The organism is Salinibacter grassmerensis (assembly GCF_947077765.1).
Taxonomy (GTDB): domain Bacteria; phylum Bacteroidota; class Rhodothermia; order Rhodothermales; family Salinibacteraceae; genus Salinibacter; species Salinibacter grassmerensis.
The window spans coordinates 578965-603018 of record NZ_CAMTTF010000003.1 but is presented as its reverse complement, the minus strand read 5'-3'; the positions used below and the strand labels follow the sequence as shown (position 1 = coordinate 603018).

Here is a 24054-nt window from a genome sequence, read left to right as displayed (position 1 = left end):
AACGGTGCGATCCTGCAGGAGAAGAGTCCTTGGGGGGATGTGTCGTCACCGGCGTGTCTTCACTGGACGAGAAAGCCGCAGCTGCGTAGACGGACCCAATCGGGGGCTCCGCGTGTCTTCGGGGCCCGCCTGATGGAGCACCTGCCCTACTCAATTCAGTGTGTAAGCAGTAGTCTCGATCCCCTCGCAGGAGCTGGCTGCACGGCGGGGCGTACTACCCGCATCGGCTTTTGGGAAGGCAGAGTTGTCTGGAGCCACGGCCCGAAGCCACCCCTTGATGGCATCAAACCGGGTTATGCGATGCCAGAAATTTGCCTGCTCCGCGGACCCGTGTCACCGAACCCGTGGTGTGAGGTTCGCGCGCGGCCGACCGCCGCTTGCCAGTCGACCGGCTGATTATTGGCCTCTCGCGAGCGGCTTCCTGTGGGAATATCCAGTTCCGACTCACCTTCTACGGATGAGACGGGCTGCAGGGCCTCCCTGGTGGGCCGTTCTTCGAGTCCTTCGAGTGACCCCACTAGCGGTGGCAGCGGCACAGGGAATCGGCAGTGGAGAACGACAAATGGAGAACCACAAGTGGGAAAAAAGATTCGTTCCGCGGTCCTGCAGGAAACAATCAGCGGAGGGTTGAGCGTCTTACTTACCTATGCAATCACACTCCTCTGCTTATCGAATCGGGGCTGTGCTGCTCAGTGTGGCCCTTCTCGCCGGGTCTGTACTTCCGGGGATACAGCAGTTGTGCGCGGAGGAGACGCCCGCGTCGCCGCCTGCCCTTCAAGCGGAGGCGAGGCCGATGCATCACAGCGCGCACGCCTCACATCGTGATGCGCATGCCTCTGGTCATGGCCATGCGAACGGACATGCGACGGACTGTACGACCGACTGTGCGGACGTTCTGTGCTGCGAGTCGCCTTCTGCGCTGACCGACATTGTCGACCTTCGCCTGCCGGTCCAACCCGCGACCGTCGGTACTGAGCACCTCCGTTCGGCCGGGTCCGTGTCCCTTCCGGCGCCCGAAGATGAGGAGAACGTCTGGGACATTGAGGTCGGGCCTCTCTCTTCAATGGCCGTCCGCCTTCACGTCTGGACGGCTACCTTTCAGTGTTAGCATTGGCATCGGTTTCCCGGAGCTGACACCGGCGATCCGGGAACTAGACACGGACGCCGTCGGCTCCGTGTGGTTTTCGTCTACCCGTTCCGATGCCATTCCCGATTGATGTCACGTCGCCCATTTTGGATGGGGGCCGTAGGCCTGTGGGGGTTCTTGCTGGTACAGGCCGTTGCTGCCCAGCCTCAGCCCAACACTGTCCCCCCGGCCCTGCTCGACCCCACACCGCTCGATTCTACGACTGCCGACGCCTCGGCAACGCCCCCGCTACGCCTGGATTCTTTGTTTCACGCTGCCGCTCAGGGAAACCCATCCCTACGGGCGGCCCGGCTCCGCAGCGACGCCCGTGAGAAACGAGGAGATCAGGTGGGAGCGCTCCCCCACCCTACCGTCGGAGGCACGGTCTTCTCCTTTCCAATTGTGACGGCGCGGGGCGAGCAGCGTACGCAGTGGCGCGTCCAACAGGCAATTCCGTTTCCCGGTAAGCGCTCCCTTCGCCGGACAGTGGCAGACCTCGGGGCTGACGTCGCCGCGGCAAATGCGGACGCCCTTGAGCAGGACCTTGCCCTTCGCATCCGGCGGGCCTACTACACCCTCGTCCGGGTGCAGGCTCATGAGCGCTCCATCCGTCGCTTTCAGGCCGATCTGAAGCAGTTCGAGCAAGCAGCGACCTCGCAGTACGAGGTCGGAGAAGAGGGACAATCGGCCATCTTAAAGGCCCAGATCGAGCGTCAGCGTTTGGAGACGCGCCTCGAAGGGCTAGCGGCCGACCGGCAGTCGGCGCTGCAGACGCTGTCTCGGCTAACGGGGCAAGAGGGCCTTGCGCGGCGCGATCCCGTGGCCGAGATCGGCACCCGGCCCGAGACGGACCCCGTCGAGCCCGCCCGGGCCCTCGACCGGCGCCCGGAAGCAACGAAGATTCAGCGCCGCATCGAGCGGTCCGAGCGTGAAACCGAGCTCGCGAAGAAGGAGCAATGGCCGGACGTTACTGTCGGCGTGCAGTACTTCGACATCGCGCCGGCCGACCTGACCCCTGCGATGAACGGCCGCGACGCGCTGGCCTTGAGCGTCGGCATAAAGGTGCCGCTCTGGCGCAGTAAACAGACGGCAGCGATCCAGGAAGCGGAGATCGAGCGGCAGCGGGCCAGGACGGAACTGGCCTCGTTCCGGCTAGAGCTGCGCACGCGGCTGTCCGACCTTCAACAGCAGATGGAGCGGCGGGAGCAGCAGCTGACGCTGCTGGATGAGACGCTGCTTCCGAAGGCCGAAACCGCCCTCGAAACGACCCTCAGCGGCTACCAGACTGGGCAGAGCGACTTTTTGGACCTGCTCGACGCGGAGCGGACACTGTTTCAGCTCCGGCTTCAGCGGGCGTCCGTCCACACGCGCCTTCTCAAAACCGAAGCGAAGTGGGAGCGGGCGGCAGGACGGGTGGACCTCACCGGCGCGGCCGAGTAAGCTCTAACTTGAGCGGTTCTTCGTTATAGGCGGGCTCGATTACAGGCGGGCCCAATCAAGGGCGGGAAATCCGAAGGGGGCGGAAAAAGCCCATGTGTGCTCCCCCAGCGTCTTCCCACACCGCCCTCCGAGACTTCTTTTACCGCATACTTCTACCGCATGCGAAGTGACATGATGTTAAGCGTTCGATCAGTTGCTAGCAGCACGGGTGTGATTGCCGGCCTTGCATTGCTCGTCGGCCTCGTTGTTGGGGGCGGGGCTGTGGTGTGGTACGGCGGGCCATACGTTGTGGAGCCGGCGGCGCACTCGTCCCACGACGACATGGCGAGCATGGATGGCTCCAGCGAGATGGGCACGGGGGCCGACTCCACCGGTGAGATGACCATGGAGGACGACTCCACGGGCCGGGCCAGATCCTCAAGCGGACAGGCGGCCGGTTTGGCGACGTACGACACCGATGGGGACGGGTACGTTTACCAAGGGGGGATGCACCCAGACATCGTCCGCGACGAGGCTGGGCAGTGCCCCATCTGCGGCATGGATTTGACCCGGACCCCGGTAGGCGAGCAGGAGGGGGGCACGGTTAAGGTCTCGCCAGCGACAATGCAGAACATTGGCGTGCGGTCACAGACCGTTGCGGTGGAGCCGCTGGCCCGCACGGTGCGCACGACCGGGCGGTTCGAGGCCAACGAGCGCCTTGCGACGGCGGTAGCGCCGAAGGTAGGGGGCTGGGTGGAGACGCTGCACGTAGACTACGAGGGGGCGCGGGTGCAGAAAGGCGAGCCCTTGTTTGACCTTTACAGTCCGCAGTTGGTGGCGACGCAGGAGGAGTACTTGGCCGCGTTGCGGACGGCCGACCGGCTTGGCTCGGACGACGGCGCCCAGCGACTGGTGGACGCGGCCCGGCGTCGGCTCAGCTACTGGGACATCTCCGAGGATCAAATCAAGCGCCTGGAAGAGACGCGGACGCCGATGCGGACGCTCACGTTTACTGCCCCGTCCACCGGCACCGTGACGACGAAGAAAATCACGGAGGGAGAAAAGCTTTCGCCGGGGCAGACGCTCTTTCACATCACCGGCCTGAGTCCGCTCTGGCTCATGGTGGACGTCTACGAGCAAGACCTGTCCTGGATCGACGTAGGTAGCCGGGCGCAGGTGGAGTTGCCTTACAGTCCGGGGCGGACGGTGACCGGGCGGGTCGAGTACATCTACGACGAGGTGGACACTGACACTCGCACGGTGCGGGCCCGCATTGCGGTGCCGAATCCGAATCGGATACTGAAACCGGGGATGTACGCGACAGTCCGGCTGTCGGGAGGCGAGGCGACGCCCCGCCCGGTCGTCCCGTCCTCGGCCATCGTAAGCAGCGGCGAGCGGGAGATTGTGATTCGGGCGCTCGGGGACGGGCGCTTCCGGCCGGTGCCGGTGCATACGGGACGCTCGGCGGACGGACGCACGCAGGTGCTCCATGGACTGGACGGGGGCGAGCGGGTGGTAACGAGCGCGCAGTTCCTCATTGATTCGGAGGCGCGGCTAAGCGGCGCACTGGCGGCGATGGACGATAGCACGTCGATGCAGGGTGCCGGCCACCAACACTAGCAACAGGTCCACTGGTCGTTGACTCGTTGACGCAACTGGTCATTTATTGTGCTGAAATCGATTATCGAATGGAGTGCCCACAACCGGCTGCTAGTGGCGCTGGTGACGCTGTTGCTGGCGGCAGGGGGGACCTGGGCAACCGTTAACATGCCGGTAGACGCGTTTCCGGACCTGTCCCCGACGCAGGTGATCATCAAGACGGAGTATGCGGGGCAGGGACCGAAGGTAGTGGAGGAGCAGGTCACCTATCCGCTGACGACTTCCCTCATGTCGGTGCCGTACGCCAAGACGGTGCGTGGCTACTCGATGTTTGGGACCTCGTTCGTGTACGTGATTTTCGAGGACGGGACCGACCTCTACTGGGCGCGGAGCCGGGTCCTGGAGTCGCTGAGTACGGTAGAGGAGGAATTGCCGGAAGCGGCCTCGGCAGCGCTGGGGCCCGACGCGAGCGGTGTAGGGTGGGTCTACCAGTACACCGTCCGCGACACCACCGGGCGGCACGACCTAGCAGAGCTCCGGTCGATACAGGACTTCTTCTTGCGCTATGAGCTGCAGGGCGTGCAGGGCGTCTCCGAGATCGCGTCGGTCGGCGGCTTCGAGAAGCAGTATCAGGTGGTGGTGGACCCGCAAAAGCTATCGGCCTACAACGCGACGATCAAGGATGTGCGGCGGGCGCTCAAGCGGTCCAATCAGGACGTGGGAGGGCGGATCATGGAGATGGGAGAGCGGGAGTTTGTGGTGCGAGGGCAGGGATACCTGGAGGGAATGGGCGACATCCGAGCCGTCGGGCTCCGGTCCGATCAGGGAACGCCGCTCACGGTTGGCGACGTGGCGCAGGTGCGGGCGGGGCCGGAGCTGCGGCGCGGCATCGCGGATGTGAACGGGGAGGGGGAAGCCGTGGGCGGCATCGTGGTGATGCGGTCCGGAGAGAACGCGATGGAGGTCATTCAGCGGGTGGAGGACCGAATTACGGAGCTCCGGGCGAGCCTTCCGGAGGGCGTCTACATTGAGCCGGAGTACAACCGGCGGCCCCTCATCGAACGGGCGATTAGCACGCTGACGACGCAACTGGCGGAGGAGATGCTGGTGGTGGCCGTTGTCGTGATGTTGTTCCTGTTGCACGTGCGAAGCGCGTTCGTGGCACTGGTGACGGTGCCGGTGGGCATCGTCGTGTCCCTACTGGTGATGTACCTGCTCGGGATCAATGCGAACGTGATGAGCCTGGGCGGCATTGCGATTGCGATTGGCGTAATGGTGGACGCGTCGCTCGTGATGGTAGAGAATGCGCACAAACACATCGAGCGGCTGCGAGAAGAAGATGGGCAGATTGAGGATGATCAGATTGAGGATGGGCAGACCGAAGACGGGGAGGTGAGTGGGGTGCGGAGGGTGCTCAGCTGGATTCCGGGGATTTCTGAGCCATCAGAGCTCGGAGGTCGACATTCGCAACTCGACAACGAAACGCGGGTGGAGGCGGTGGTGGCCGCGGCGAAAGAGGTGGGGCCGAGTCTCTTCTTTTCGCTGTTGATCGTGACGGTGAGCTTTCTGCCGGTCTTTACCCTGCAGCAGGTAGAGGGGCGGCTGTTTCGGCCGCTGGCGTTCACGAAAACCTTTGCGATGGCCGCGGCGTCGCTGCTGGCGGTGACGCTGGTGCCTGCCCTCATGGTGACGTTCGTCAAAGGCCGGATCCGGCGGGAGGCGGACAACCCAATCGCCCGGTTCTTTATCCGTGTCTACCGGCCCGTCATTCGGCGGGTGCTGCGGTTTCCCGGAACCGTGCTGGTGGGGGCCGTGCTGATTCTGGGGGTCACCGTTCTGCCCCTGCAGCGCATGACGTTGGGGGAGCCGGTGGTGCCGTTCCCCCAGATCGGATCGGAATTTATGCCGCCGCTGAACGAGGGCGACCTGCTCTACATGCCCACCACCCTGCCGGGCGTGTCCCCGCAGAAGGCGAAAGAACTCCTGCAGCAGACCGACCGCATTATCGAGAGTTTTCCGGAGGTAGAGTCGGTGTTCGGCAAAGCGGGGCGGGCAGAGACCGCCACCGACCCGGCACCCCTGTCGATGTTGGAGACGACGATCATTCTGAAGCCAAAAAGCAAGTGGCGAGAGGGGATGACGAAGGAGAAGCTGATTAGCAAGCTGGATCAGTCGCTGCAGATTCCAGGACTCACCAACGCGTGGACCCAGCCCATTGAGGCGCGGACCGACATGCTGGCCACGGGGATCAAGACGCCGGTGGGCATTAAGATTGCCGGGGCAGACCTATCTACGCTAGAGCAGATCGGGGAGCGGGTGGAGGGGGCGTTGTCGCCGCTGGACGGGACACAGTCGGTCTACGCCGAGCGGGTCATGGGGGGCACCTTCCTCGACATCAGCGTGAACCGGTCCGCGGCGTCCCGCTACGGCCTCACCACTGGGGACGTGCAGGACATCATCCAGACGGCGGTGGGAGGGATGCCCGTGACTACAACCGTGGAGGGCCTGGAGCGCTATTCGGTGAACGTACGCTACCCGCGCGGCCTGCGCGACAACCTGCCGGCCCTCCGCAGTGTGCGCGTGCCGTTGCCGACGGGTGGACAGGTGCCCCTCGGCCAACTGGCAGCACTGGAACGTGTGGAGGGCCCGCCGATGATCAAAAGCGAGCAGGCGCGCCCCAATGCCTGGGTGTTCGTGGACCTCACGGAGACGACAGACATCGGTTCGTTCGTACAAAGGGCCAGGCAGGTGGTGCGCGAGGAGGTGGACCTCCCGGCCGGATATTCGCTGACGTGGAGCGGGCAGTACCAGTACATGGAACGGGCCAATGAGCGCCTCCAACTGCTGGTGCCGATTACCCTCGCCATCATTTTTCTGCTGCTACTCCTGCACTTTCGCAGTGCGGCCAAGGCGGCCCTCTTGCTGGGTCTGCTGCCGTTTTGTCTCGTGGGGGCGGCGTGGCTTCTGTGGGGGCTGAAGTTCAACATGAGCATCGCTGTGGGCGTGGGCGTGATCGCCGTGGCGGGCCTGGCCGCCGAAACCGGGGTCGTGATGCTCGTCTACCTCGACGAGGCCATCGAGCGGTACCGTGAGGAAGGGAGGCTAACGTCCCTCAGTGCCCTTCGGTCAGCACTGGAGGAGGGCGCCGTGATGCGCGTACGGCCGTTGCTTATGACGGTCTTCACCACGTTCTTCGGGCTTCTTCCGCTCATGTTTTCGACCGGCACTGGCGCGCAGGTGATGAAGCGGCTCGCCACACCGATGGTCGGTGGGCTCTTCAGCGCCACGCTGCTTACGCTGGTGGTTCTCCCCGCAGCCTACGTGTTTGTAAATCGGGCATGGTTCGGCAACGAATGGTCAGGGGAGGCCGACCCCCCTTACGAGGATTCCGTGTCCACTCCTGTCGAACGTTAGATCTCCTGACAGATCTGGTCGCCCTTCCGTCTTTGAGATGGCAACAGTGCCCGGCGAGTTGGAGGTCCCCTTCGTGGAACCATTCACACCGGTCCGTCCGGGTCCGCGGGACGGGGCATGCGCGTGAAACTGTCTTGCTACCGGCGTCACCGATTGAGGAGAATGGGCTGGAGGTGCCGGTGGCCTCTGACTTGCCGAGGGGCACGCTGGCCTCGGCGCCAAGGGCCCTGCACGCGGGACGTTCGAGGCGACGGTCGCCTGGCACGCTCCTGGGGGATAACTCCACCTTACCCGGTCCGCTGGGGAGGGAGGCTGTGGCTCAGATTACAACAACCGATGACAGGTGGTTGTCGAAAGCTGAAATGAAGACCAAAAACACTAAAGCGCGGAGCAAAGGGGTATTTTTCCTGGCCGAGGAAACCAGAACCGGTCCACTCAGAACAGGCCCGGAAAGATCAACGAAAGTGCGATCACGACGATCAAAGCAATGAGGTTCAGGATGAAAAGAACCATTCCGATAGGGAACCCCTTGCCGTTGGTGCTGAAGAGATCGGTGCCCATAGGATCCCGGAGGAAGTCTCTGATCGCGCCTCTAGCTTCGGCAGGGCTGCTTTCTGCCTCTGAATCCTGGCTTTCCTCCTGGTCGCGCCCGCTGGAACTGGAAGACATGCTGGAGAACGGTTGGTTGAGGCAGTCGGTTACTGGACCAAAACGTAGGCGGCAAACGGAATTGCCTCACAGGAGAAAATCTATGTCCACCCGAAGAAGCATTTTTATCGGGGAAGGAGCCCTTCCCCAGTAGAATCCTCCCTCCACAGAAGCAGTCCTCCGGGCCGCAAACGCTGTACTCATGCCGGAATGGGCAGAGAAGCCCAGCCATCGGCTCGGCCGTTGGGACTTGGCTGTCCGATCGCGACGAGCTGCTGGCAGCGGCTCTGTCGGATCAACTCAGTTGGCCGAAGAGCAAAAAGACAGACAGAATGACGATCGCAGGCACCGAAGCGCCGACGACAAACCCCACCATTACCTCCCGGAGGATGCCCTCGTCCCGGCTACGGGAGCCTTGCGGTCGGCTATAGGTGGCAACCTGCGCAATGAGGAAGAAAACAATCACCGTGCCTGACAGGGCGACAATCAAACCAATGGTCATGCTCTTACGCTATCCTGTTGAGGGAAGTCTTTCTCTCGCGGGGACCTCGCCTTCGGCACAGTTGGAGCACGAGAGACCCCCTTGCTTTCGTCTCGGAGCCAGGTGCGCGGACGGAAGGCAATTCTTGGATCTTCGCAAAACGGTGCGGTTGCCGTCGGTTTCAGCGGCAGTAGACTGGCGTTTTCCCGATGCTGGAAGGAGTCTTACGCGGCGCTGCGCAGGGCCGTTCTGTCCAGCCCGGCGCCGGTGCTTCGCTACTTCGTGGCAGCCGAGGATTAGTCCCGACCCCCGATGTTTTCCGACAACGAACAGCTGGAATTAAATGAGCGTACGTTAAGTGCCTGTATCGCTACAAATGCATACCGAGAAAACCACTGAGTGCTTCCCAGCACACTGCCCGCAGTGGCATGGTCTCCGGCCTCCAGTCGGCATACAATCATAAATTTTACGCCTCCATATGGGTATGACCACCATTGGTCTCGTTCAGCGGAAGGACGACGTTGGAAAGACTACAATCGCTACCAATCTTGCAGTCACGCTACAGGACAGAGGCTACAGCCCGCTCCTGGTGGATGCGGGCCCACAAGACCCCCAGCAGGGCACTGTACGAGACTGGTCAGCCAAAAGTGGGTCCCAAGCGCCCGAGACGATTGGCGTAGATCAACCTGCAGTCCACGAAAAACTTTCATCCATCGAGGGATTCGACATTGCAATCATCGATGCGGTTGGAAAGCTGAAGGAGATGACCGTCTCGGCCATCAAGGCCAGTGACCTTACTCTGGTGCCCGTGCGACCTTCAGCGGCGGACCCGAAGGGGATCGGGCAGGTTGTTGATGACATCAAGGCCCACCAAGATCTAACGAAAGGAAGGCCCGATGCTCGCTTCGTCATCTCCAGGGCGACTGGCTCTTCGAAGATGGGCGAGCAGATCCAGCAGATCGTCAACGAGGCGCCCTTCGGCCGGCTGGATGCCGGAACGAACCAGCGCGTTGCGTACGCCCGAGCTCTCGGCGAGGGGAGCAGCGTCCACGAGACCGGCGACAAGGAAGCGCAGTCCGAGATTGACGCCATTACCGACGAGATTGAACAAATCCTCCGGGCCGATGAACAGTGACCATCCCAACTAGATCTAAAACAGCTAAATTCTGGACACCCAAAAGACGGGGACAACTGGTGGATTGCGGCAGCGGCGGGTACAGGGGGTCACGCAAATGATTACACAGCCCAGTGTCTGATACAAACCCCGCCTCCTTCAGAAGAGTGGATCAGACCTCCCTATCTGATTTTGATTTTCGTACCCCAAGGCTTTACAAACGACACGGATGGACCAGAGCACAGCAAACAGAACGCCCATTGACGGGCCAAACGATCTCTTATTTCTACACTCGCCGCCCTCCTGATGAAAAAATACGTCTACTGGGGATCGACTGTCCTTTTCGCTCTCATGATGGCCGGCTCCGGCACGATGTACTTCGTGTCCGAGAACATGGCCAGCAAGTTCGCTCAACTTGGCTTCCCAGACTACTTTCGGATTGAGCTTGGCATTGCGAAGCTCCTAGGGGCCGTGGCTCTCGTGACGCCCCTCCCTCGCTCAGTGCTCTCCCGCTCGGTAAAAGAGTGGACCTACGCCGGCTTCACGATCAGCGTCGTCTCGGCGGTGATCGCGCACACGGCCTCGGGCGATCCTACGTCGGCGCTCATCCTCCCGGTCGTGGCGTTTGTGCTGGTGGCCACATCCTACACGATGTACCATCAGTACTACCGGATGGAGGCTAGCACAGAGGAGACAACCACGGCACCCGCCACGTCGTAGCAACTCGCCGCGCTGTAGCACCGCACTGCGCGCGGCAACCAGTCATGTCACGATAGATCCTGCAGATCCCGAGTCCCGTGTCTGGATCAAGCCCAGAACGCCCTGATGCCCCTTGCCGTAGGATTCCAAAGCAACTTCACGCTAGGCTTACTGCCCGATATCCCCGTCTCGTAGGTACCTACGACCGGAGGATCAGAAACAGAGGAGCCGAAGGCCACGCCGACTGGGCCGAGTGGTGCTTTGCGGCCGGCGAGATTGCCGCAACGATCGCAAGCAATCGTCACGCCGAGGCCCCGGAGACGGTCGGGGCGGGCAGGGCATTCGAAGACATCCATCGCATCGCCGCCATTGCGGCGTGGCGACCCGACCGGTACGTTCTAGACCTCTCCGATCGGCCCTCAACGCCAGTCGAGAAGATCACCTCAGAGGTGTCTCCCCCACGTCGCCTTCGCCCGGAGACGTTTGATCTTGGGGCCTGGTGCCCATTTGTCTTCCTGGGAAAAGGGACCGACGGCCAGAACCGGGGACTCTTCTTGTACCTGGATGATACGGGGACGGACAACGCCAGGAACGGCCCACCGATGCTCATTGGCGTCATTGCGAGGGAAGACCTCGCGTGCAGAACCCTCACGGTTGCCCTGGGGCAGGGTAGCTTGGTGAGCGGAATCGAGGCCGCGATGAGGGAGGTTTCCGAAACGAGGAAGGTCGACACGGAAGACACGGTCAAGGTGGACGACGAAGAGCTCAGAAAGGAGTCGGTGCCCAAGCTCGGGAAGACGACCGACTACGTGGGGGAGGCGCGCATCGCGGCGAAGGTTGCGCTTTTTGTCTCCCAGACAGACTGGGCCCCGCCGCTCCCAATGAGTCCGCGTCGGACCATTGCTATGGCGGAGAAGACAACGGTCTGCTCGGTCGCGTAGGTGATTGTCCACCTCCCAACGGCGATGGGCCTTTCCGCCGCGGAGATTCTCAGCGAGATCTTCGGCGCTTGTCTCGGCAACGCCGCTTTCGCCGCTGAAATCGGGCGTGGTGAGTGCTGCCTCGATGGTTTCGCTCGGTCGCCAGGGACAGGTCGATGACGTAGCTTCTCATTCGGGGTTCAGACCGGAGCCCTGCTCACGATCCTCGTCGGTGCCTTTCTCATCGAGGCCTTCCTGATCGGAACCTTCCTGGAGACATGGGTGCAGTCCTGCGTCGAGGAGCAGACATAGCATCTCCGCCTCCCGCTTGGAATCTAGCATCGGAATCGGACTGACGTGGTCGGGCCGCATGGACGCGTGGTCGGGAAGGTGCATCAAACGAGCGGGCCCTTTAGCTGAGACAGAAGATCTGGAGGAGGCGCACCGTGCGTTTAATCATCTGCCGCCCCGATAGAATTCAATAGGTCGGAAGGTCTGACATCGGGAATCGCGACGTAAGCATCGTACGACACGATCCGCCATCGGTCCTTCGACGAAAGAAAACTCGCTCCGAAGAACCGGCGAAGCGCACAAGTCAATCACCGCGATTCTGTCCTACATACGCCCTGCGTCGGCCATTACCGGTATGACCGACGCCGGTGCAATAACGCCTTGAAGCGCGACGTTCTTTGCGCTATGAGTCCGCGCGCCATGTGCTTGTGAACACCTGCGGGCACCGAAGGGATGGCGCGTCTGTCCGGGGAGCGACGCGTTCCTGAGAGCGCTTTTTCCAGCAACCACATGCCCTCTACCGCGGAAGAACCACCTGTAGAAGACGCCTCCGCCGGCGGCGAGTCTGCCAGCGGGTCACGCTATCCGGTTCTGTCTCGTCTCCCGGGGCCCAGGCCTGCTTGCCGACGCGATCGCTGGTCTTCCCGGCAAAGCCGTTGATTTCGGGGCCCCGGGACCGGGCCTGTTTTTTCAGGAGCGCGGAGACGAGCCCCCAGAGTGTTACCCCTGGCGCTTCGACTCGTCGGCTACGTGCTTGCCGACTCAGGCCGGTAGCGCCGCCTGCAGCGGTCGTTCCGGCGCTCCTGGGGTGCGGCCGGACTGCTTCTTTTCGTGCTTGATGTTGCCCTTCAAGAAGCGTTTTCCTTCGCGCCTGTGGGGCTTTCCGAGGCGTTCGGGTTCTTCGTGGTGGTTGGCGAGGAAATCGCCCTGGGGCTCGGGCTCGCCCCGGTGGAGACCACAATGGTTTGGAAGGGAGCCCCGCTGATTGGCATCGTCTGCGCGGGAGCTGGAACTGTGGCCTGGAGTGGAGGCATCGAGACTCAGGGGCGGAGCTTCGCCGATGAAGCGGGTGTAGCTTTTCCAACCGGTCAAGGGAGAAATCAGCCGACTGGGCAGCGCACCGATCGTTCTCAGGCTCCCCTTCCAGCACGTGCCTCAGAAGCGTAGATCGTGTCGGCAACCGAGAGTGGTATCAGTTGATGCAGAATAGGGGAAATCGGCCTTCAGCGCTGAGAACGCAAAATTGGTTGTACGGCAGATGATCATCCAGAACATGGCGGACATGGAGGACAGATACAGTCCTCATGACCTTATTGGCGCGGACCCGAGGCTACGTCACGACCGAAAATTCAAAGGAAAGGTGACAGCGGGCCCTTTTCTGCCGTAGTTGCCTCTTTCCACAGTGCACACGCCGCCATGAGGCAATCTGGCAAGTCAGTGGAATGGATAGCGTACTGCGTACTTGTCCTGGTTCGTGCTTGTCTCAGCGGGACTCCCCGATCGAAAAGCCGTTCTGAGCGGATAACAGCTACCCATAAGGCCACACCACCATGACAACTTCTGAAACACCTCATTTGCCCTGAACCTCGCTCCATGGAGGAGGCGGTGGATGCTTCTTACTTCAAAAACTACCGTTTCTAAAGGTGTCAGCAAATCAAAAAGGCGAGACATCAAGAGTGAGTGTCAGTCTTACGGCCGGTCCGGCGGATTGGAGAAGGATGCCGTCTCTACTTCATTTGACGTGTCGCTTTCAGTGGTTTCTCCATCGTCCTCGGCGGCGGTGGTGACGAACACGGTAGTACGTCGTTCCGTTCTCATCAGTCTCGTCGATGGAGAGAGACCTCTGGAATCTGGAAGTCTGGATCTGAAGCGCCGAGGGGAAGAGGGAAATGCAGCGGCCGGGGACCAGTGCGGATCCGTACGTTCAGGCCGCCATTGTTCAAGTCATTTATCGTTCAGGGTAATCCCTTGTCCGGTCGCCAGCATGAAACCCTGCATGAAGGGCCGTCTTCGGACCTAGCCGGGATTTTGGGCGAATGCACCCAACAATACACTCGGGCCAAAAAGAAAACCCCGTAAGCCGTTGGGCCTACGGGGTTCAGGGGAAAAGCGTTGTGGAGATGCCGGGAGTCGAACCCGGGTCCGTGTAGCCGCACAGGCAAACCTCTACCTGCATAGTGGATGCATTAGCGGTTCACGTCGCTCGTCTGCCCATCCACGAGGCCAGGGCGGCGCTGAGACTGATTAAATTTCACCGGCGCATCCGCAGTCGGAGAACGCGGCGGCTACACCCTTTTTGTCGATGTCTCACGCTCCCCAAGGGCCAGGAGCGACGTGAGACAGATGGGGGCTGTTACGCCGCCATCGCGTACGAATAATCGTCCGCAGTTACAGTTCCTGACAGGTTTTACGAAGCGAATCAGGCTGCTCGGCAGGTCAGTCTGCTGCACGCTTACTACACGTCGAAGCCGTGTCATCCCCATACGTGAAAGAGCGGTGCGCTAGATAATCTAAGTGCCCCAGAATATATCTTTGCGCATCTGTTTTGACGCCACATTCCCTGCGATGTTCCCGTGGGCGAGGGGCCCGACACGCCTGTCACACACAAACACGCGACGCCTCTGGCTGTAGACCTGTATGGGATAGTATTCACCACAGCAGTCCCCCGTCGCTCTCCGAATCCATGCCCGACCCCGACGCGTCCTCTGCCGACAAGATCTACGAGTCCCAATTCGCCGAGCCCGCCGAGCGGCTGGAGGCGTACGCGGACCTGTCGGCCATCGTCAAGCAGCTCCGGCGTGATTGCCCGTGGGATCGGGAGCAGACCCACGAGTCGGTGAAGCACCTCCTCATTGAAGAGGCCTACGAGGTGGTCGCGGCCATCGACCATAGGGACTGGGACGAACTGGCGGAGGAGTTGGGCGACGTGCTTCTGCACGTGCTCTTCCACGCCGTCATTGCGGAGGAGGAAGGGCGGTTCACGCTTGCGGACGTGATTGAGGCGGAAACGGACAAGCTCGTCCGGCGCCACCCCCACGTCTTCGGGGACGCGGCGACGGGCGATGCGGACGCGGTGGCGGCCTCCTGGGAAGAGATCAAGCAGCAGGAGAAGGACGGCGGGCCGGAGGAGGCCTCGGTGCTCGACGGGGTGCCGGCCCAACTGCCGGCCCTGCTGCGGGCCCAGCGCACGCAGGAGAAGGCGGCGGGCGTGGGCTTCGAGTTTCCGGATCGAGCCGAGGCCTGGGACAAGGTCCAGGAGGAGCTGGGGGAGTTCCGGGATACCGTGGAGGGGGACCGGTCTTCAGAACGGCGGCAGGAAGAGTTTGGCGACCTGCTGTTCGCCCTGGTAAACTACGCGCGGTACGTAGACGTGACCCCGGAAAACGCCCTGCGGGAAACCACCGACCGGTTCACAGGCCGCTTTCAGGACGTGGAGTCACGCCTGTCGGGGCAGGGAACGTCCATCGACGAGGCGGACCTTTCGGAGGTGCGTCGGCTCTGGCGGGACGCGAAGGCGAGAGAGGGGTGAATCGTGCGGGGGCGGGCCGCAGCAACTCTGCCCTGGAAGACACATCTGTCCGAGACGCAAGCGCTTCTGGTTTTCGAAATGAACGTACGCAAACGATGGCCGACGAAACCGCCGCGGTGGGGGAAGTGATCGAGGCTACCACTCGACAATTTGTGGCCGAGGTGTACGAAGAGGCCGACGCGCCCGACTTTGGCGCTTGGGTGCGGGTGGAGCCGGACGGGGCGCCGACGCTCTACGGGCTGGTGAGCCATGTGGAGACGGGGAGCTACGACACGAATCGGCAGGCCGTCGCGTTGGGCCTCTCGTCTGAGGAGCGGGCACAAGAGATGCCGATGGTCGATGAACTCCTCCGCACCACCGTCCGTGCGCAGATGCTGGCGTGCCGGGGGCCCGACGGGGACATCCGGCAGACCCTTCCGCCGCAGCCCCCGAACATCCACGACTTCGTTGCGCCCTGCACCGACCAGGAGGTGCGAGCCTTCGCGGCGCCCTACGACTTCCTCCGCACCCTGGTCGAGCATCCGGACCCGGATGTGCCCGTCGACGACCTTCTCGTGGCCGTCCTCCGTGGCATCCACGCGGCTCACGGAGGGGAGCGTGGGGGCCGCGAGCCGCTCGTGCGGGCCGGTCGTGCCCTGAGCCGACTCCTTGACGACGACCATGAGCGCCTGCAGTCCATCCTCCGGAGGGTGCTGTAGTCTCCCTCGGATTGCGGAATCGTAACTTCTTTGGGGGAAGGCCGTTGCCGCGCAATCCCGAAGACCTATCGCATTCGTTCCGCACGTCTCATGTCCGAATCTTCCACCCCGTCGGACAAGCCGTCCCGCACTGACGTCGTTCGGGACGTAGTGATCTTTCAGGCCAAGCTATGGCTTGAAGGGTTCAAGGATGTTGCCCTGATGCCGCTGTCGTTCGGCGCGGCTGTTCTCGACTTCGTCTTCGGAAGCTCCACGCTCTACGGCGTGATGAAGCTCGGCGACCGATTTGAGCGGTGGATCCACCTGTACGGCGCGCTGAGAGACGAGGCCGAGGCCGAAGGGCCGGCGGGCGACCTGCGATCGCTTGATCACCTTCTGAACGAGGCCGCAGACGGGATCGAAGAGCAGGCGCTGAGGCAGGGGGAGGCAAACGACGCCCGCCCGGCGCCGGAAGACGGCCCCGAAGCGTCCCGCGACCCCAACTCCCGATCGGGAGAGTGAGAGCAGGGCTCGGGCGGCAGACGGAGCCGGGGACCAGGCGCGCAAGTCAGAGGATGACACCGACCCGAATTGGGAGTACCAGGGTGGTGGACTCCTGGCCGATGAGAAATCCAGGGTTAAACTCGACGAACAGCGAGCTTTCATCGAGCCGCCATGCCTGGCCGATGCCCAGGTTGAAGGTCGGGCCGCTCTCGGTATTTGTGTCGCCGAAGGGGACGTAGGCGCCCGCACCGGCATGCACGTACATGTTCTGGGCGCGAGCAGTCGAAAACGACACAATGGCCGACACCTGTGGATCGAGGGCAAAGGCCGCCTGGTCGCGCCCCCGAAAGATAAAGCCGGTCAGGCCGGATCCCAGCGCCAGTGATACGTCGGAGTTCAGGGGCGTGGACGCCCGAAAGTGGAGGCCGGGCCCCACGTTGCCGCTGGCCGTACTTCCCAGCATCTGGATGCCAAGTCCGAAGCGGGACGGGCCGTCGTCTTGGGCCTGTGCGGGGGCCAGAGAGAGCGTGAGCCCAAGAAAGAGCAGGAGACACGAGAGGCGTCGCATAGGAGAACGAGCGTGTAGAATCAAGGAGAAGGGCGCGTCGTAGCACGTACTAGTCCGAAGGAAAAGAGGCCGCCGATAATCCATCGACTGCCTCTCGGAACGTACGCGTCCGTGAGGCGATGATCAATAGGAACGGCGTCCGGCCGGGTGCGTGCCGCCCTTTCCCCACGTGTATTCGCCTTTCTCTCATCTTTCGACGCGACAGTCATGTCTCAGCCCGCTCCTCCCGACCCCAAGACGGCTCCGGCTTCCTCCGACTCGTCCGTCCCCGAGACGTGGGACCCAACGGCCTTCGATCCGCCCGACTTTTATGACCTCGAAGCGCTTCTATCCGACGAGGCGAAGGACATTCGCCAAGGAGTGCGAGCCTTCGTGACGGAGGACGTGGTTCCCATTATCGAGAAGTATGCCCAGCGCGGCGAGTTTCCCCGCCATCTGATTTCGGCATTTGCCGAGCACGACCTGCTGGGCTCTACGCTCCCGCCCGAGTACGGCGGCGAGGGGCACAGCAACATCGCCTACGGCCTCATCATGCAGGAGCTCGAGCGGGGAGACTCCGGGCTCCGGTCATTTTGTTCGGTCACGGGCGCCCTGGTGATGTATCCCATCTGGCAGTACGGCAGTGACGCGCAGAAGGAGCGCTGGCTGCCCGCCCTGGCCAACGGCGAGGCCATTGGCTGCTTCGGGCTTACAGAACCCGACGTCGGTTCGAATCCCGCCGAGATGAAGACCCGGGCCCGTCGCGACGGGGACGGCTGGGTGCTCGACGGGCACAAGCGGTGGTCCACGAATGCCACTATGGCCGATGTGGCCGTGATCTGGGCGAAGGACGAGGACGATACGGTTCGGGGCTTTCTGGTAGAGACGGACCGCGACGGGGTCGAGACGCCGCCCATCGACGATTCGTGGTCGTTGCGAGCGGCGGTGACGAGTGAAGTGGTGCTCGATGGCGTGCGCGTCCCGGATACGGCGCGTCTTCCGGAGGTGTCGGGGCTGAAAGGTCCCCTCTCGTGCCTGACCCAGGCGCGGTACGGCATCTGCTGGGGCACCATTGGGGCAGCCATGGCCTGCTACGACGCGGCCCGGCAGCATGCCCGGAACCGTGAACAATTTGGGGGCCCCATCGGCCGCTTCCAGCTCATGCAGGAGCGTCTCGTCGACATGGTTCAGGAGATCACGAAGGCGCAGCTGCTGAACTGGCGCCTGGGCACCCTCAAGGAGACCGGCGCCATGCGCCCGCAGCAGGTCTCTCTCGCCAAGCGCAACAACTGCCAGACCGCCCTGGAGGTCGCCCGGTCGGCCCGGCAGGTGCTGGGGGGAAACGGGGTCACGAGCATGTATCCGGTGATGCGCCACATGAACAACCTGGAGAGCGTGATCACCTACGAGGGCACCCACGAGGTGCACACGCTCATCGTGGGGGAGGACGTGACGGGGCTGAATGCCTTCACGTGAGAATGCGGCCCGCCCGGACGACGAACGCCGACGCCGATGGGCCCGTTACAACGACGCAACAGACGACGGGATGGCCTGGTGTGGCACCGGATTTGTACATTGTTATGGTGCTACGGAAAGGCCGAGTTTGACCCCTTCGACGAGAGAAGCCGTCAGTCTGTCACTAGAGATTGCGATGGACTGACGCCCGCGGCACGACACACCGACACCGCATCCGCTGAATAAACCAATATTCCGACCTGTATGCCTACGACCAAGACACAAACGACCGACACTGCACACGGCGAGCCCTGGCGCCCGCAGCAGATGATCGAGGACAACCCGATCGGACTGGACGAGGAGGTCGTCGAGCAGTTGATTCCGAAGCTCGATGAGATCCAGTGCACGTTCTGGACCCTGTATCACCAGTACCAGAAGCACCACTGGCTCGTCGAGGGACCGCAGTTCAACGACCTCCACCTCTTCCTCGAAGAAAACTACGAGGAGGTCCACAAGTACCTCGACCGCGTGGCCGAGCGCATCACGGCCCTGGGGGGCATCCCGACCAGTGCGCCGGACGCGCAGGCAGAGCTCTCCCACGTGGAGCACGAGCCGGAGGGCACCTATCGCATCCGGCAGATGCTCCAGCACGACCTGGATGCGGAGCGCACCCTCGCCGAGACCCTCCGAGAGGTCATCACGGAGGCACAGGACCTTGGGGATCCGGGTACTGAGCGCACGCTCAAGAAGGCGCTGACCAAGGTTGAAGATCGTGCCCACCACCTCGATCACTTCCTGGGCGAGGACAGCCTGGAGTACGGGCGCTCGAATGGCGAGACCGCCTAACCTACCCCGAATGCTCCCGCATTCTCGGGAATAAGCACACGCAAGAGCCCGGTGCCGGTCTGTCCGGTGCCGGGCTTTTTGCATGCACGATGCGTCCACTTCTGCACGCAGGGCCCGGTTGAGGAGCGTCGCGCAGGTCGCCGTGCCCGATTCAAAACACATCGATCACAAACCTTCTCGGAACGACCGTCCCGTAGCGAGCGTGATCTATCGGCCTTCTTTTCCCGACGGGTCGTCGTGTCTTTCTGCCATCGCCCGGCTGTCTCTTTGTCACCTCCGACTATTTTAGTTTTATGAAGCGTTTGGTTGTCGTTGAGTCCCCGACCAAGGCCCGAACCATCCGAGAATTTCTGCCGGAGAGCGGGTATCGCGTCGAGGCGAGCATGGGGCACATTCGGGATCTTCCCGCGTCGGCGGATCAGATTCCATCGGAGTACAAGGACGAAGACTGGTCCCGGCTCGGGGTGAAGGTGACCAATGGGTTTGAGCCGCTGTACGTGGTGCCGCCGGACAAGAAGGAGGTCGTGCGGGACCTGAAACAGGCCGTGTCGGACGCGGACCGGCTCTACATCGCGACGGATGAAGATCGGGAGGGGGAGTCGATCGGATGGCACCTTATCCACACCCTGGACCCCGACGTGCCGGTCGAGCGGATGGTCTTCCACGAGATTACGGAGGACGCAATTCAGCGGGCCCTGGACGACACGCGCACCATCGATCAACACCTCGTGGAGGCACAACAGACGCGCCGCATCCTAGATCGGCTCGTGGGGTATTCGATCTCGCCGCTGCTGTGGCGTAAGATCAAGCCGAAGCTCTCGGCGGGGCGCGTACAGAGCGTGGCGGTGCGGCTGCTGGTGCAGAAGGAGCGGGAGCGCATCACGTTCGTGCCGGCAACCTACTGGGACCTCGACGCCCAGTTGGCCAAGCAGGGCATCGGGGTGGAGGCTGAGATGACGCACCTGAACGAAGTGCGGCTCGCGTCCGGGAAGGACTTCAACGAGGACACCGGGCGGCTTAAGGAGTCCCTCACCGAAGGGGAAGACGTGGTGCTGCTCGACGAGGAGCAGGCCACCGCCCTCGCCGAGCAACTCCCGGAGACGACGTGGCGCATCGATGACATCAAGGAGCGGACGCGCACGAAGTCCCCGTTCCCACCGTTTATCACATCCACCCTTCAGCAGCAGGCCAACCGGAAGCTCAACCTTTCGTCGAGCCGGACGATGAGCGTCGCGCAGTCGCTCTACGAGAACGGCTACATCACCTACATGCGTACCGACTCGACGAACCTGTCGTCCGAGGCGGTGGAAGGGGCCCGGCGCACCGTCGCCCAGCGGTACGGCGACGAGTACTTGAGCGACGGGGTGCGCCAGTACAGCTCTTCAGACAGCGCCCAGGAGGCGCATGAGGCCATCCGGCCCGCCGGGTCGGAGATGCAAACCAAGGACGAGCTTGGCCTCAGTGGCATCGAGGCGGCGCTCTACGACCTAATCTGGAAGCGAATGCTGGCCACCCAGACGGCGGACGCCAAGGTCCGCTACACGAACGTGTATTTTGACGCCGAGGTGGACGGCGACGTGGCCCGCTTCCGGGCCTCCGGCAAGCGGCTCGACTTTCCCGGTTTCTTCCGCGTGCTGGTGGAAGGAAGCGAGGATCCAGAGGCGGCCCTGCGGGACCAGGAGCGTCCCTTGCCGCCACTCGAGGTGGGAGAGACCGCGGCGCAGGCGGCCGACGATTCTGGGTTTCAGGTCCGGTCGGTGGAGCCGCTCGGGCACGAGACGAAGCCGCCGTCCCGCTACACAGAGGCCTCCCTGGTTGAGACCCTTGAGGAGGAGGGCATCGGCCGCCCCTCCACGTACGCCTCTATCATCGGCACCATTCAGCAGCGCGGCTACGCACGGATGAAAGGCAGTGCGCTCGTGCCCACCTTTACGGCCTTCGCCACGAATAATCTGATGGAGACCCAGTTCGAGCCGCTGGTGGACGTCCACTTCACGGCCGAGATGGAGGACGTGCTCGACGACATTGCCCGGGGGAGCAAGGACCCGACGCCGTATCTGAGAGACTTCTACAAGGGGGAGGAGGGGGTCGAAACGCGCGTAGAGCAGGGGCTCGACGACATCGACCCCAAGCAGATCAGCGAGATGTCATTCCCCGACCAGTGGGGCGAGTATGTGGTGCGCGTGGGCAAGTACGGAGCCTACGTCGAGGGCGAGATGGACGGATCCACTGTCACGGCCTCGATTCCCGACGACCTGGCGCCCGGCGACACGACGGAGGAGCGCCTGCGCGAGATTTTGGAGGAGGCCAACCGGGGCGACCGCGTGCTTGGCATTCACCCGGAGGCCAGCCTCCCGGTTCTTCTCAAGTCCGGCCCTTACGGCCCGTACATCCAGCTCGGCGACGACGAAGAGGAAGACGACCCGAAGCGCGTATCGCTCCCGCCGGACGTGGAGCCCGAAGACGTGGATTTTGACCTTGGCGTCCAAATCATCGACCTGCCCCGCACCCTCGGCGAGCACCCGGATACCGGAAAGGAAATCGAGGCCGATATTGGTCGCTACGGCCCATACGTGCGGCATGAGGGCACCTTCGCGTCGCTGCAGAAGGGCGACGACGTGCTGAAGGTGGAGCTGGAGCGCGCCCTGGAACTGATCCGGCGCAAGGAGTCGCGCAACGAGCCGGATCGGGTCCTCGGCCCGCACCCCGAGTCCGACGAGCCGGTGGAGGTATGGAATGGGCGCTACGGGCCCTACGTGAAGCACGACGGCACCAACGCGTCCCTTAAGGACGACCAGTCGATCGACGACGTGACGATGGACGATGCCCTTGACCTACTGGTGGAGAAGGGGGACGCGGCGACCCAGAAGGTGCGGGAGTAGAAGGCCTAGCCACTTCTGATCCGTGTAGCGTAGGGCGCGAGCCGACACGGTTGTACGTCGCGACCTCTGCGTCAATACTCTGGGGTGTGCTCTTCACGAAGCGACTCCAAGATGGCCAGGTAACTCGCGTGCCGTTCTGCGTGGACATCGCCCCGTTCCACGGCGGCCTTCACGGCGCAGTTGGGCTCGTGGTCGTGCGTGCAGTCTGGAAACTGACAGGCGTTGACGTAGGGAGCGAGGTCGGGAAAGTAGTGGGCCAGGTCCTTGGGGTGCACGTTGCGCACCCCGAATTCCCTTACGCCGGGCGTGTCCACCACGTAGCTATCGTCCGAGAGGGCATGGAGCTCGGCGTGGGTTGTGGTGTGTGTGCCCTTCTCGGTGGTGGAGCTCACGGAGGCGGTCCGCAGGTCCAGGTCCGGCTCCAAGGCGTTGAGGAGCGTGGACTTGCCGGCGCCGGAGGGACCGGTGATGGCGTTGACCTGCCCGTCGAAGGCATCGCGGAGCCGGTCGAGCCCGAGTTGTTCCGTGGCGCTCGTTGTAAGCACTGGGTAATCGAGGTCGGCGTACCGGAGGTGCAGGTCCATCACGTCCGGCAGGTCGTCCTGCGCCAAGAGGTCGATCTTGTTAATGATCAGGCCCGCCGGGACGTCCTGCGCGGCCGCCCCGACGAGCAGGCGGTCGAGGAACCGGGGGTTGAGGGCGGGCCGCTGCACGGCCTGCACGCTCCAGATGCGGTCGACGTTGGCCACGAGGATGTGTTCCTGTCCCTCCCGGGGCCCTGCCGCCCGTCGACTCAGCTTGTTCGTGCGCTCGTGGATGTCCGTGATGAACCCCGTCTGGTCCTCGTCGGCCACCCGGAGCGTCACCCGGTCCCCGACGGCAATCGGGTTGGTGACGTCCTGTCGGGTCAGCCGAAACTTGCCACGCATCCGTGAGGGAATGGTCCGGTCCCCGACCTGCACGTCGTACCAGCTGCCGGTCGAGCTGGTCACGACCCCTTCGAGGAGAGGGCCGTCGGACTTGTCCGTTGGGGAAGAAGAGGTCATACCTGAACGTCTGATCGAGAAACCATCTGCTCCTGCTGCACGTCAGCGTGGTGCCCTCAAGGGGCACTTGCTATGTAATCGATGCTTTCCAAACGAGGCCTTGCGCCAAACAGTTCGTTTCCATGCCGACTGATGACGAGTACGAACAGACCCGCCGCCGCTTCGATGAGCTGGAGGTAGAGCAGCAGGCTCAGTTCCTCATTGAGGCCTCCGCCTCGGCCCTGGCAAGGGGCATTGAGCAGGCCGGAAAGGCGCTTGCCGACGGGCTCCAGGATGTTGTTCGCCGTCCGCATCGGTCGTCGTGTACGTCTCAGACGTCCGGGCCGGGCGCTGCGGAGCCGGAGACGGCCCAGCGACAGGCCCCGAAGGGAGGAAGAACGTCCGACGACGCGTAATCCCAACTGCGGGCGCGGGGCCCGTACCCGCAGGCGCCCCTTTCCATCGACTCGTCCCGACACATGTCCCAAGAGCGTCCCTCGGAGCGCCGCGAACCCCACAATCTGAATTGGCTTGGGAAAACGGTCCATGCCGGGGGTACCGTGCTTCGCCTGACGGCCAATCTGGTCGAGGCGACTGCCGACCGGGTCTCGGATATCGCCGCCGAGTCCAAGAAGGCGTTTGATCGTGAGCTTGATCCGAACATCGAAGAGGCCCGAGTGATCGAGGAAACCCCGCGCCAGGACTCCGAGCCTGAATCGTAGGAGGACCAGCCCCGCTGCTCCTTCTTGGCGATCCAACCCCGCACCCGCCCCGCCTGGACTGAACGGTCGGGGGGCGACGCAAGACGCATCTCTTCGGGGCAGCTCACCGCAACCACGCCGTCCATGTCTCCAAAGAGGAACTACTCCTCTGACCAA

20 protein-coding genes and 1 other RNA gene are annotated in these 24054 nt (G+C 63.0%); 14 read left to right on the top strand and 7 right to left on the bottom strand.

Annotated elements, in window-relative coordinates; all coding sequences use genetic code 11:
• The first annotated feature begins 1216 nt into the window (after positions 1-1216).
• From OJB03_RS09795 to OJB03_RS09785, 3 genes are all read left to right on the top strand, one after another.
• On the top strand, positions 1217-2566 hold the full coding sequence (locus OJB03_RS09795) for a TolC family protein (RefSeq protein ID WP_263786886.1): 1350 nt from the start codon (positions 1217-1219) through the stop codon (positions 2564-2566).
• 159 nt (positions 2567-2725) lie between these two features.
• The gene (locus tag OJB03_RS09790) at positions 2726-4165 is read left to right on the top strand and encodes an efflux RND transporter periplasmic adaptor subunit (protein ID WP_263786884.1); all 1440 of its coding nucleotides are present in this window, start codon (positions 2726-2728) and stop codon (positions 4163-4165) included.
• A gap of 48 nt (positions 4166-4213) precedes the next feature.
• Positions 4214-7558: an efflux RND transporter permease subunit gene (locus OJB03_RS09785; protein WP_263786882.1), complete on the top strand. Its 3345-nt coding sequence runs from the start codon at positions 4214-4216 to the stop codon at positions 7556-7558.
• Positions 7559-7993: 435 nt separating this feature from the next.
• On the opposite strand, the gene OJB03_RS09780 is transcribed toward OJB03_RS09785, so the two are convergent.
• Both OJB03_RS09780 and OJB03_RS09775 read right to left on the bottom strand, forming a co-directional pair.
• Positions 7994-8227: a hypothetical protein gene (locus OJB03_RS09780; RefSeq protein WP_263786880.1), complete on the bottom strand. Its 234-nt coding sequence runs from the start codon at positions 8225-8227 to the stop codon at positions 7994-7996.
• Between the two features lie 274 nt (positions 8228-8501).
• Positions 8502-8708, bottom strand: a complete 207-nt coding sequence (locus tag OJB03_RS09775) for a hypothetical protein (protein WP_263786878.1) — start codon at positions 8706-8708, stop codon at positions 8502-8504.
• Between the two features lie 463 nt (positions 8709-9171).
• Between OJB03_RS09775 and OJB03_RS09770 the strand changes: the two genes are divergently transcribed.
• The 3 genes from OJB03_RS09770 to OJB03_RS09760 all read left to right on the top strand — a co-directional run bounded on the left by OJB03_RS09770 (position 9172) and on the right by OJB03_RS09760 (position 11441).
• Positions 9172-9822 (top strand): nucleotide-binding protein, encoded by a 651-nt coding sequence (locus OJB03_RS09770; protein WP_263786873.1) that lies wholly within the window; start codon positions 9172-9174, stop codon positions 9820-9822.
• Between the two features lie 285 nt (positions 9823-10107).
• Complete coding sequence (locus OJB03_RS09765) at positions 10108-10521, top strand: DoxX family protein (RefSeq protein ID WP_263786870.1); 414 nt, start codon at positions 10108-10110, stop codon at positions 10519-10521.
• Between the two features lie 77 nt (positions 10522-10598).
• Positions 10599-11441 carry a hypothetical protein gene (locus tag OJB03_RS09760; protein WP_263786868.1) on the top strand — a complete coding sequence of 281 codons (843 nt, stop codon included), beginning with the start codon at positions 10599-10601 and terminating at the stop codon, positions 11439-11441.
• A 168-nt stretch (positions 11442-11609) separates the two neighbouring features.
• Here the strand turns inward: OJB03_RS09760 and OJB03_RS09755 are convergent, their stop codons facing one another.
• The 3 genes from OJB03_RS09755 to ssrA all read right to left on the bottom strand — a co-directional run bounded on the left by OJB03_RS09755 (position 11610) and on the right by ssrA (position 14192).
• The gene (locus tag OJB03_RS09755) at positions 11610-11816 is read right to left on the bottom strand and encodes a hypothetical protein (RefSeq protein ID WP_263786867.1); all 207 of its coding nucleotides are present in this window, start codon (positions 11814-11816) and stop codon (positions 11610-11612) included.
• Positions 11817-13400: 1584 nt separating this feature from the next.
• The gene (locus OJB03_RS09750) at positions 13401-13529 is read right to left on the bottom strand and encodes a hypothetical protein (protein WP_263786865.1); all 129 of its coding nucleotides are present in this window, start codon (positions 13527-13529) and stop codon (positions 13401-13403) included.
• 294 nt (positions 13530-13823) lie between these two features.
• Positions 13824-14192: a transfer-messenger RNA gene (gene ssrA / locus OJB03_RS09745) on the bottom strand.
• A 202-nt stretch (positions 14193-14394) separates the two neighbouring features.
• On the opposite strand from ssrA, the gene mazG reads away from it, so the two are divergent.
• The 3 genes from mazG (at position 14395) to OJB03_RS09730 (ending at position 16439) form a co-directional block, all read left to right on the top strand.
• Positions 14395-15240 carry a nucleoside triphosphate pyrophosphohydrolase gene (mazG, locus tag OJB03_RS09740; protein ID WP_263786861.1) on the top strand — a complete coding sequence of 282 codons (846 nt, stop codon included), beginning with the start codon at positions 14395-14397 and terminating at the stop codon, positions 15238-15240.
• A 95-nt stretch (positions 15241-15335) separates the two neighbouring features.
• Positions 15336-15938, top strand: coding sequence for a hypothetical protein (locus OJB03_RS09735; protein ID WP_263786860.1), 603 nt, complete (start codon positions 15336-15338; stop codon positions 15936-15938).
• A gap of 90 nt (positions 15939-16028) precedes the next feature.
• Positions 16029-16439 (top strand): hypothetical protein, encoded by a 411-nt coding sequence (locus OJB03_RS09730; RefSeq protein WP_263786859.1) that lies wholly within the window; start codon positions 16029-16031, stop codon positions 16437-16439.
• A gap of 46 nt (positions 16440-16485) precedes the next feature.
• On the opposite strand, the gene OJB03_RS09725 is transcribed toward OJB03_RS09730, so the two are convergent.
• Entirely contained in the window at positions 16486-16989 is a 504-nt protein-coding gene (locus OJB03_RS09725; protein ID WP_263786858.1) for a hypothetical protein, read from the bottom strand.
• Positions 16990-17196: 207 nt separating this feature from the next.
• Here OJB03_RS09725 and OJB03_RS09720 point away from each other — a divergent pair, with 207 nt between their 5' ends.
• The 3 genes from OJB03_RS09720 to topA all read left to right on the top strand — a co-directional run bounded on the left by OJB03_RS09720 (position 17197) and on the right by topA (position 22151).
• A complete protein-coding gene (locus tag OJB03_RS09720; protein ID WP_263786857.1) occupies positions 17197-18444 on the top strand; it encodes an acyl-CoA dehydrogenase family protein in 1248 nt (415 codons plus the stop codon).
• A 243-nt stretch (positions 18445-18687) separates the two neighbouring features.
• The gene (gene dpsA / locus OJB03_RS09715) at positions 18688-19269 is read left to right on the top strand and encodes a DNA starvation/stationary phase protection protein DpsA (RefSeq protein WP_263786856.1); all 582 of its coding nucleotides are present in this window, start codon (positions 18688-18690) and stop codon (positions 19267-19269) included.
• 293 nt (positions 19270-19562) lie between these two features.
• Positions 19563-22151, top strand: coding sequence for a type I DNA topoisomerase (topA, locus tag OJB03_RS09710; protein WP_263786855.1), 2589 nt, complete (start codon positions 19563-19565; stop codon positions 22149-22151).
• A gap of 71 nt (positions 22152-22222) precedes the next feature.
• Here the strand turns inward: topA and rsgA are convergent, their stop codons facing one another.
• A complete protein-coding gene (gene rsgA / locus OJB03_RS09705) occupies positions 22223-23197 on the bottom strand; it encodes a ribosome small subunit-dependent GTPase A (protein WP_263786854.1) in 975 nt (324 codons plus the stop codon).
• 122 nt (positions 23198-23319) lie between these two features.
• Here rsgA and OJB03_RS09700 point away from each other — a divergent pair, with 122 nt between their 5' ends.
• Together OJB03_RS09700 and OJB03_RS09695 are read left to right on the top strand one after the other, a co-directional pair.
• Positions 23320-23592, top strand: a complete 273-nt coding sequence (locus OJB03_RS09700) for a hypothetical protein (RefSeq protein ID WP_263786853.1) — start codon at positions 23320-23322, stop codon at positions 23590-23592.
• A 63-nt stretch (positions 23593-23655) separates the two neighbouring features.
• Complete coding sequence (locus tag OJB03_RS09695; protein ID WP_263786852.1) at positions 23656-23898, top strand: hypothetical protein; 243 nt, start codon at positions 23656-23658, stop codon at positions 23896-23898.
• Positions 23899-24054: the final 156 nt, after the last annotated feature.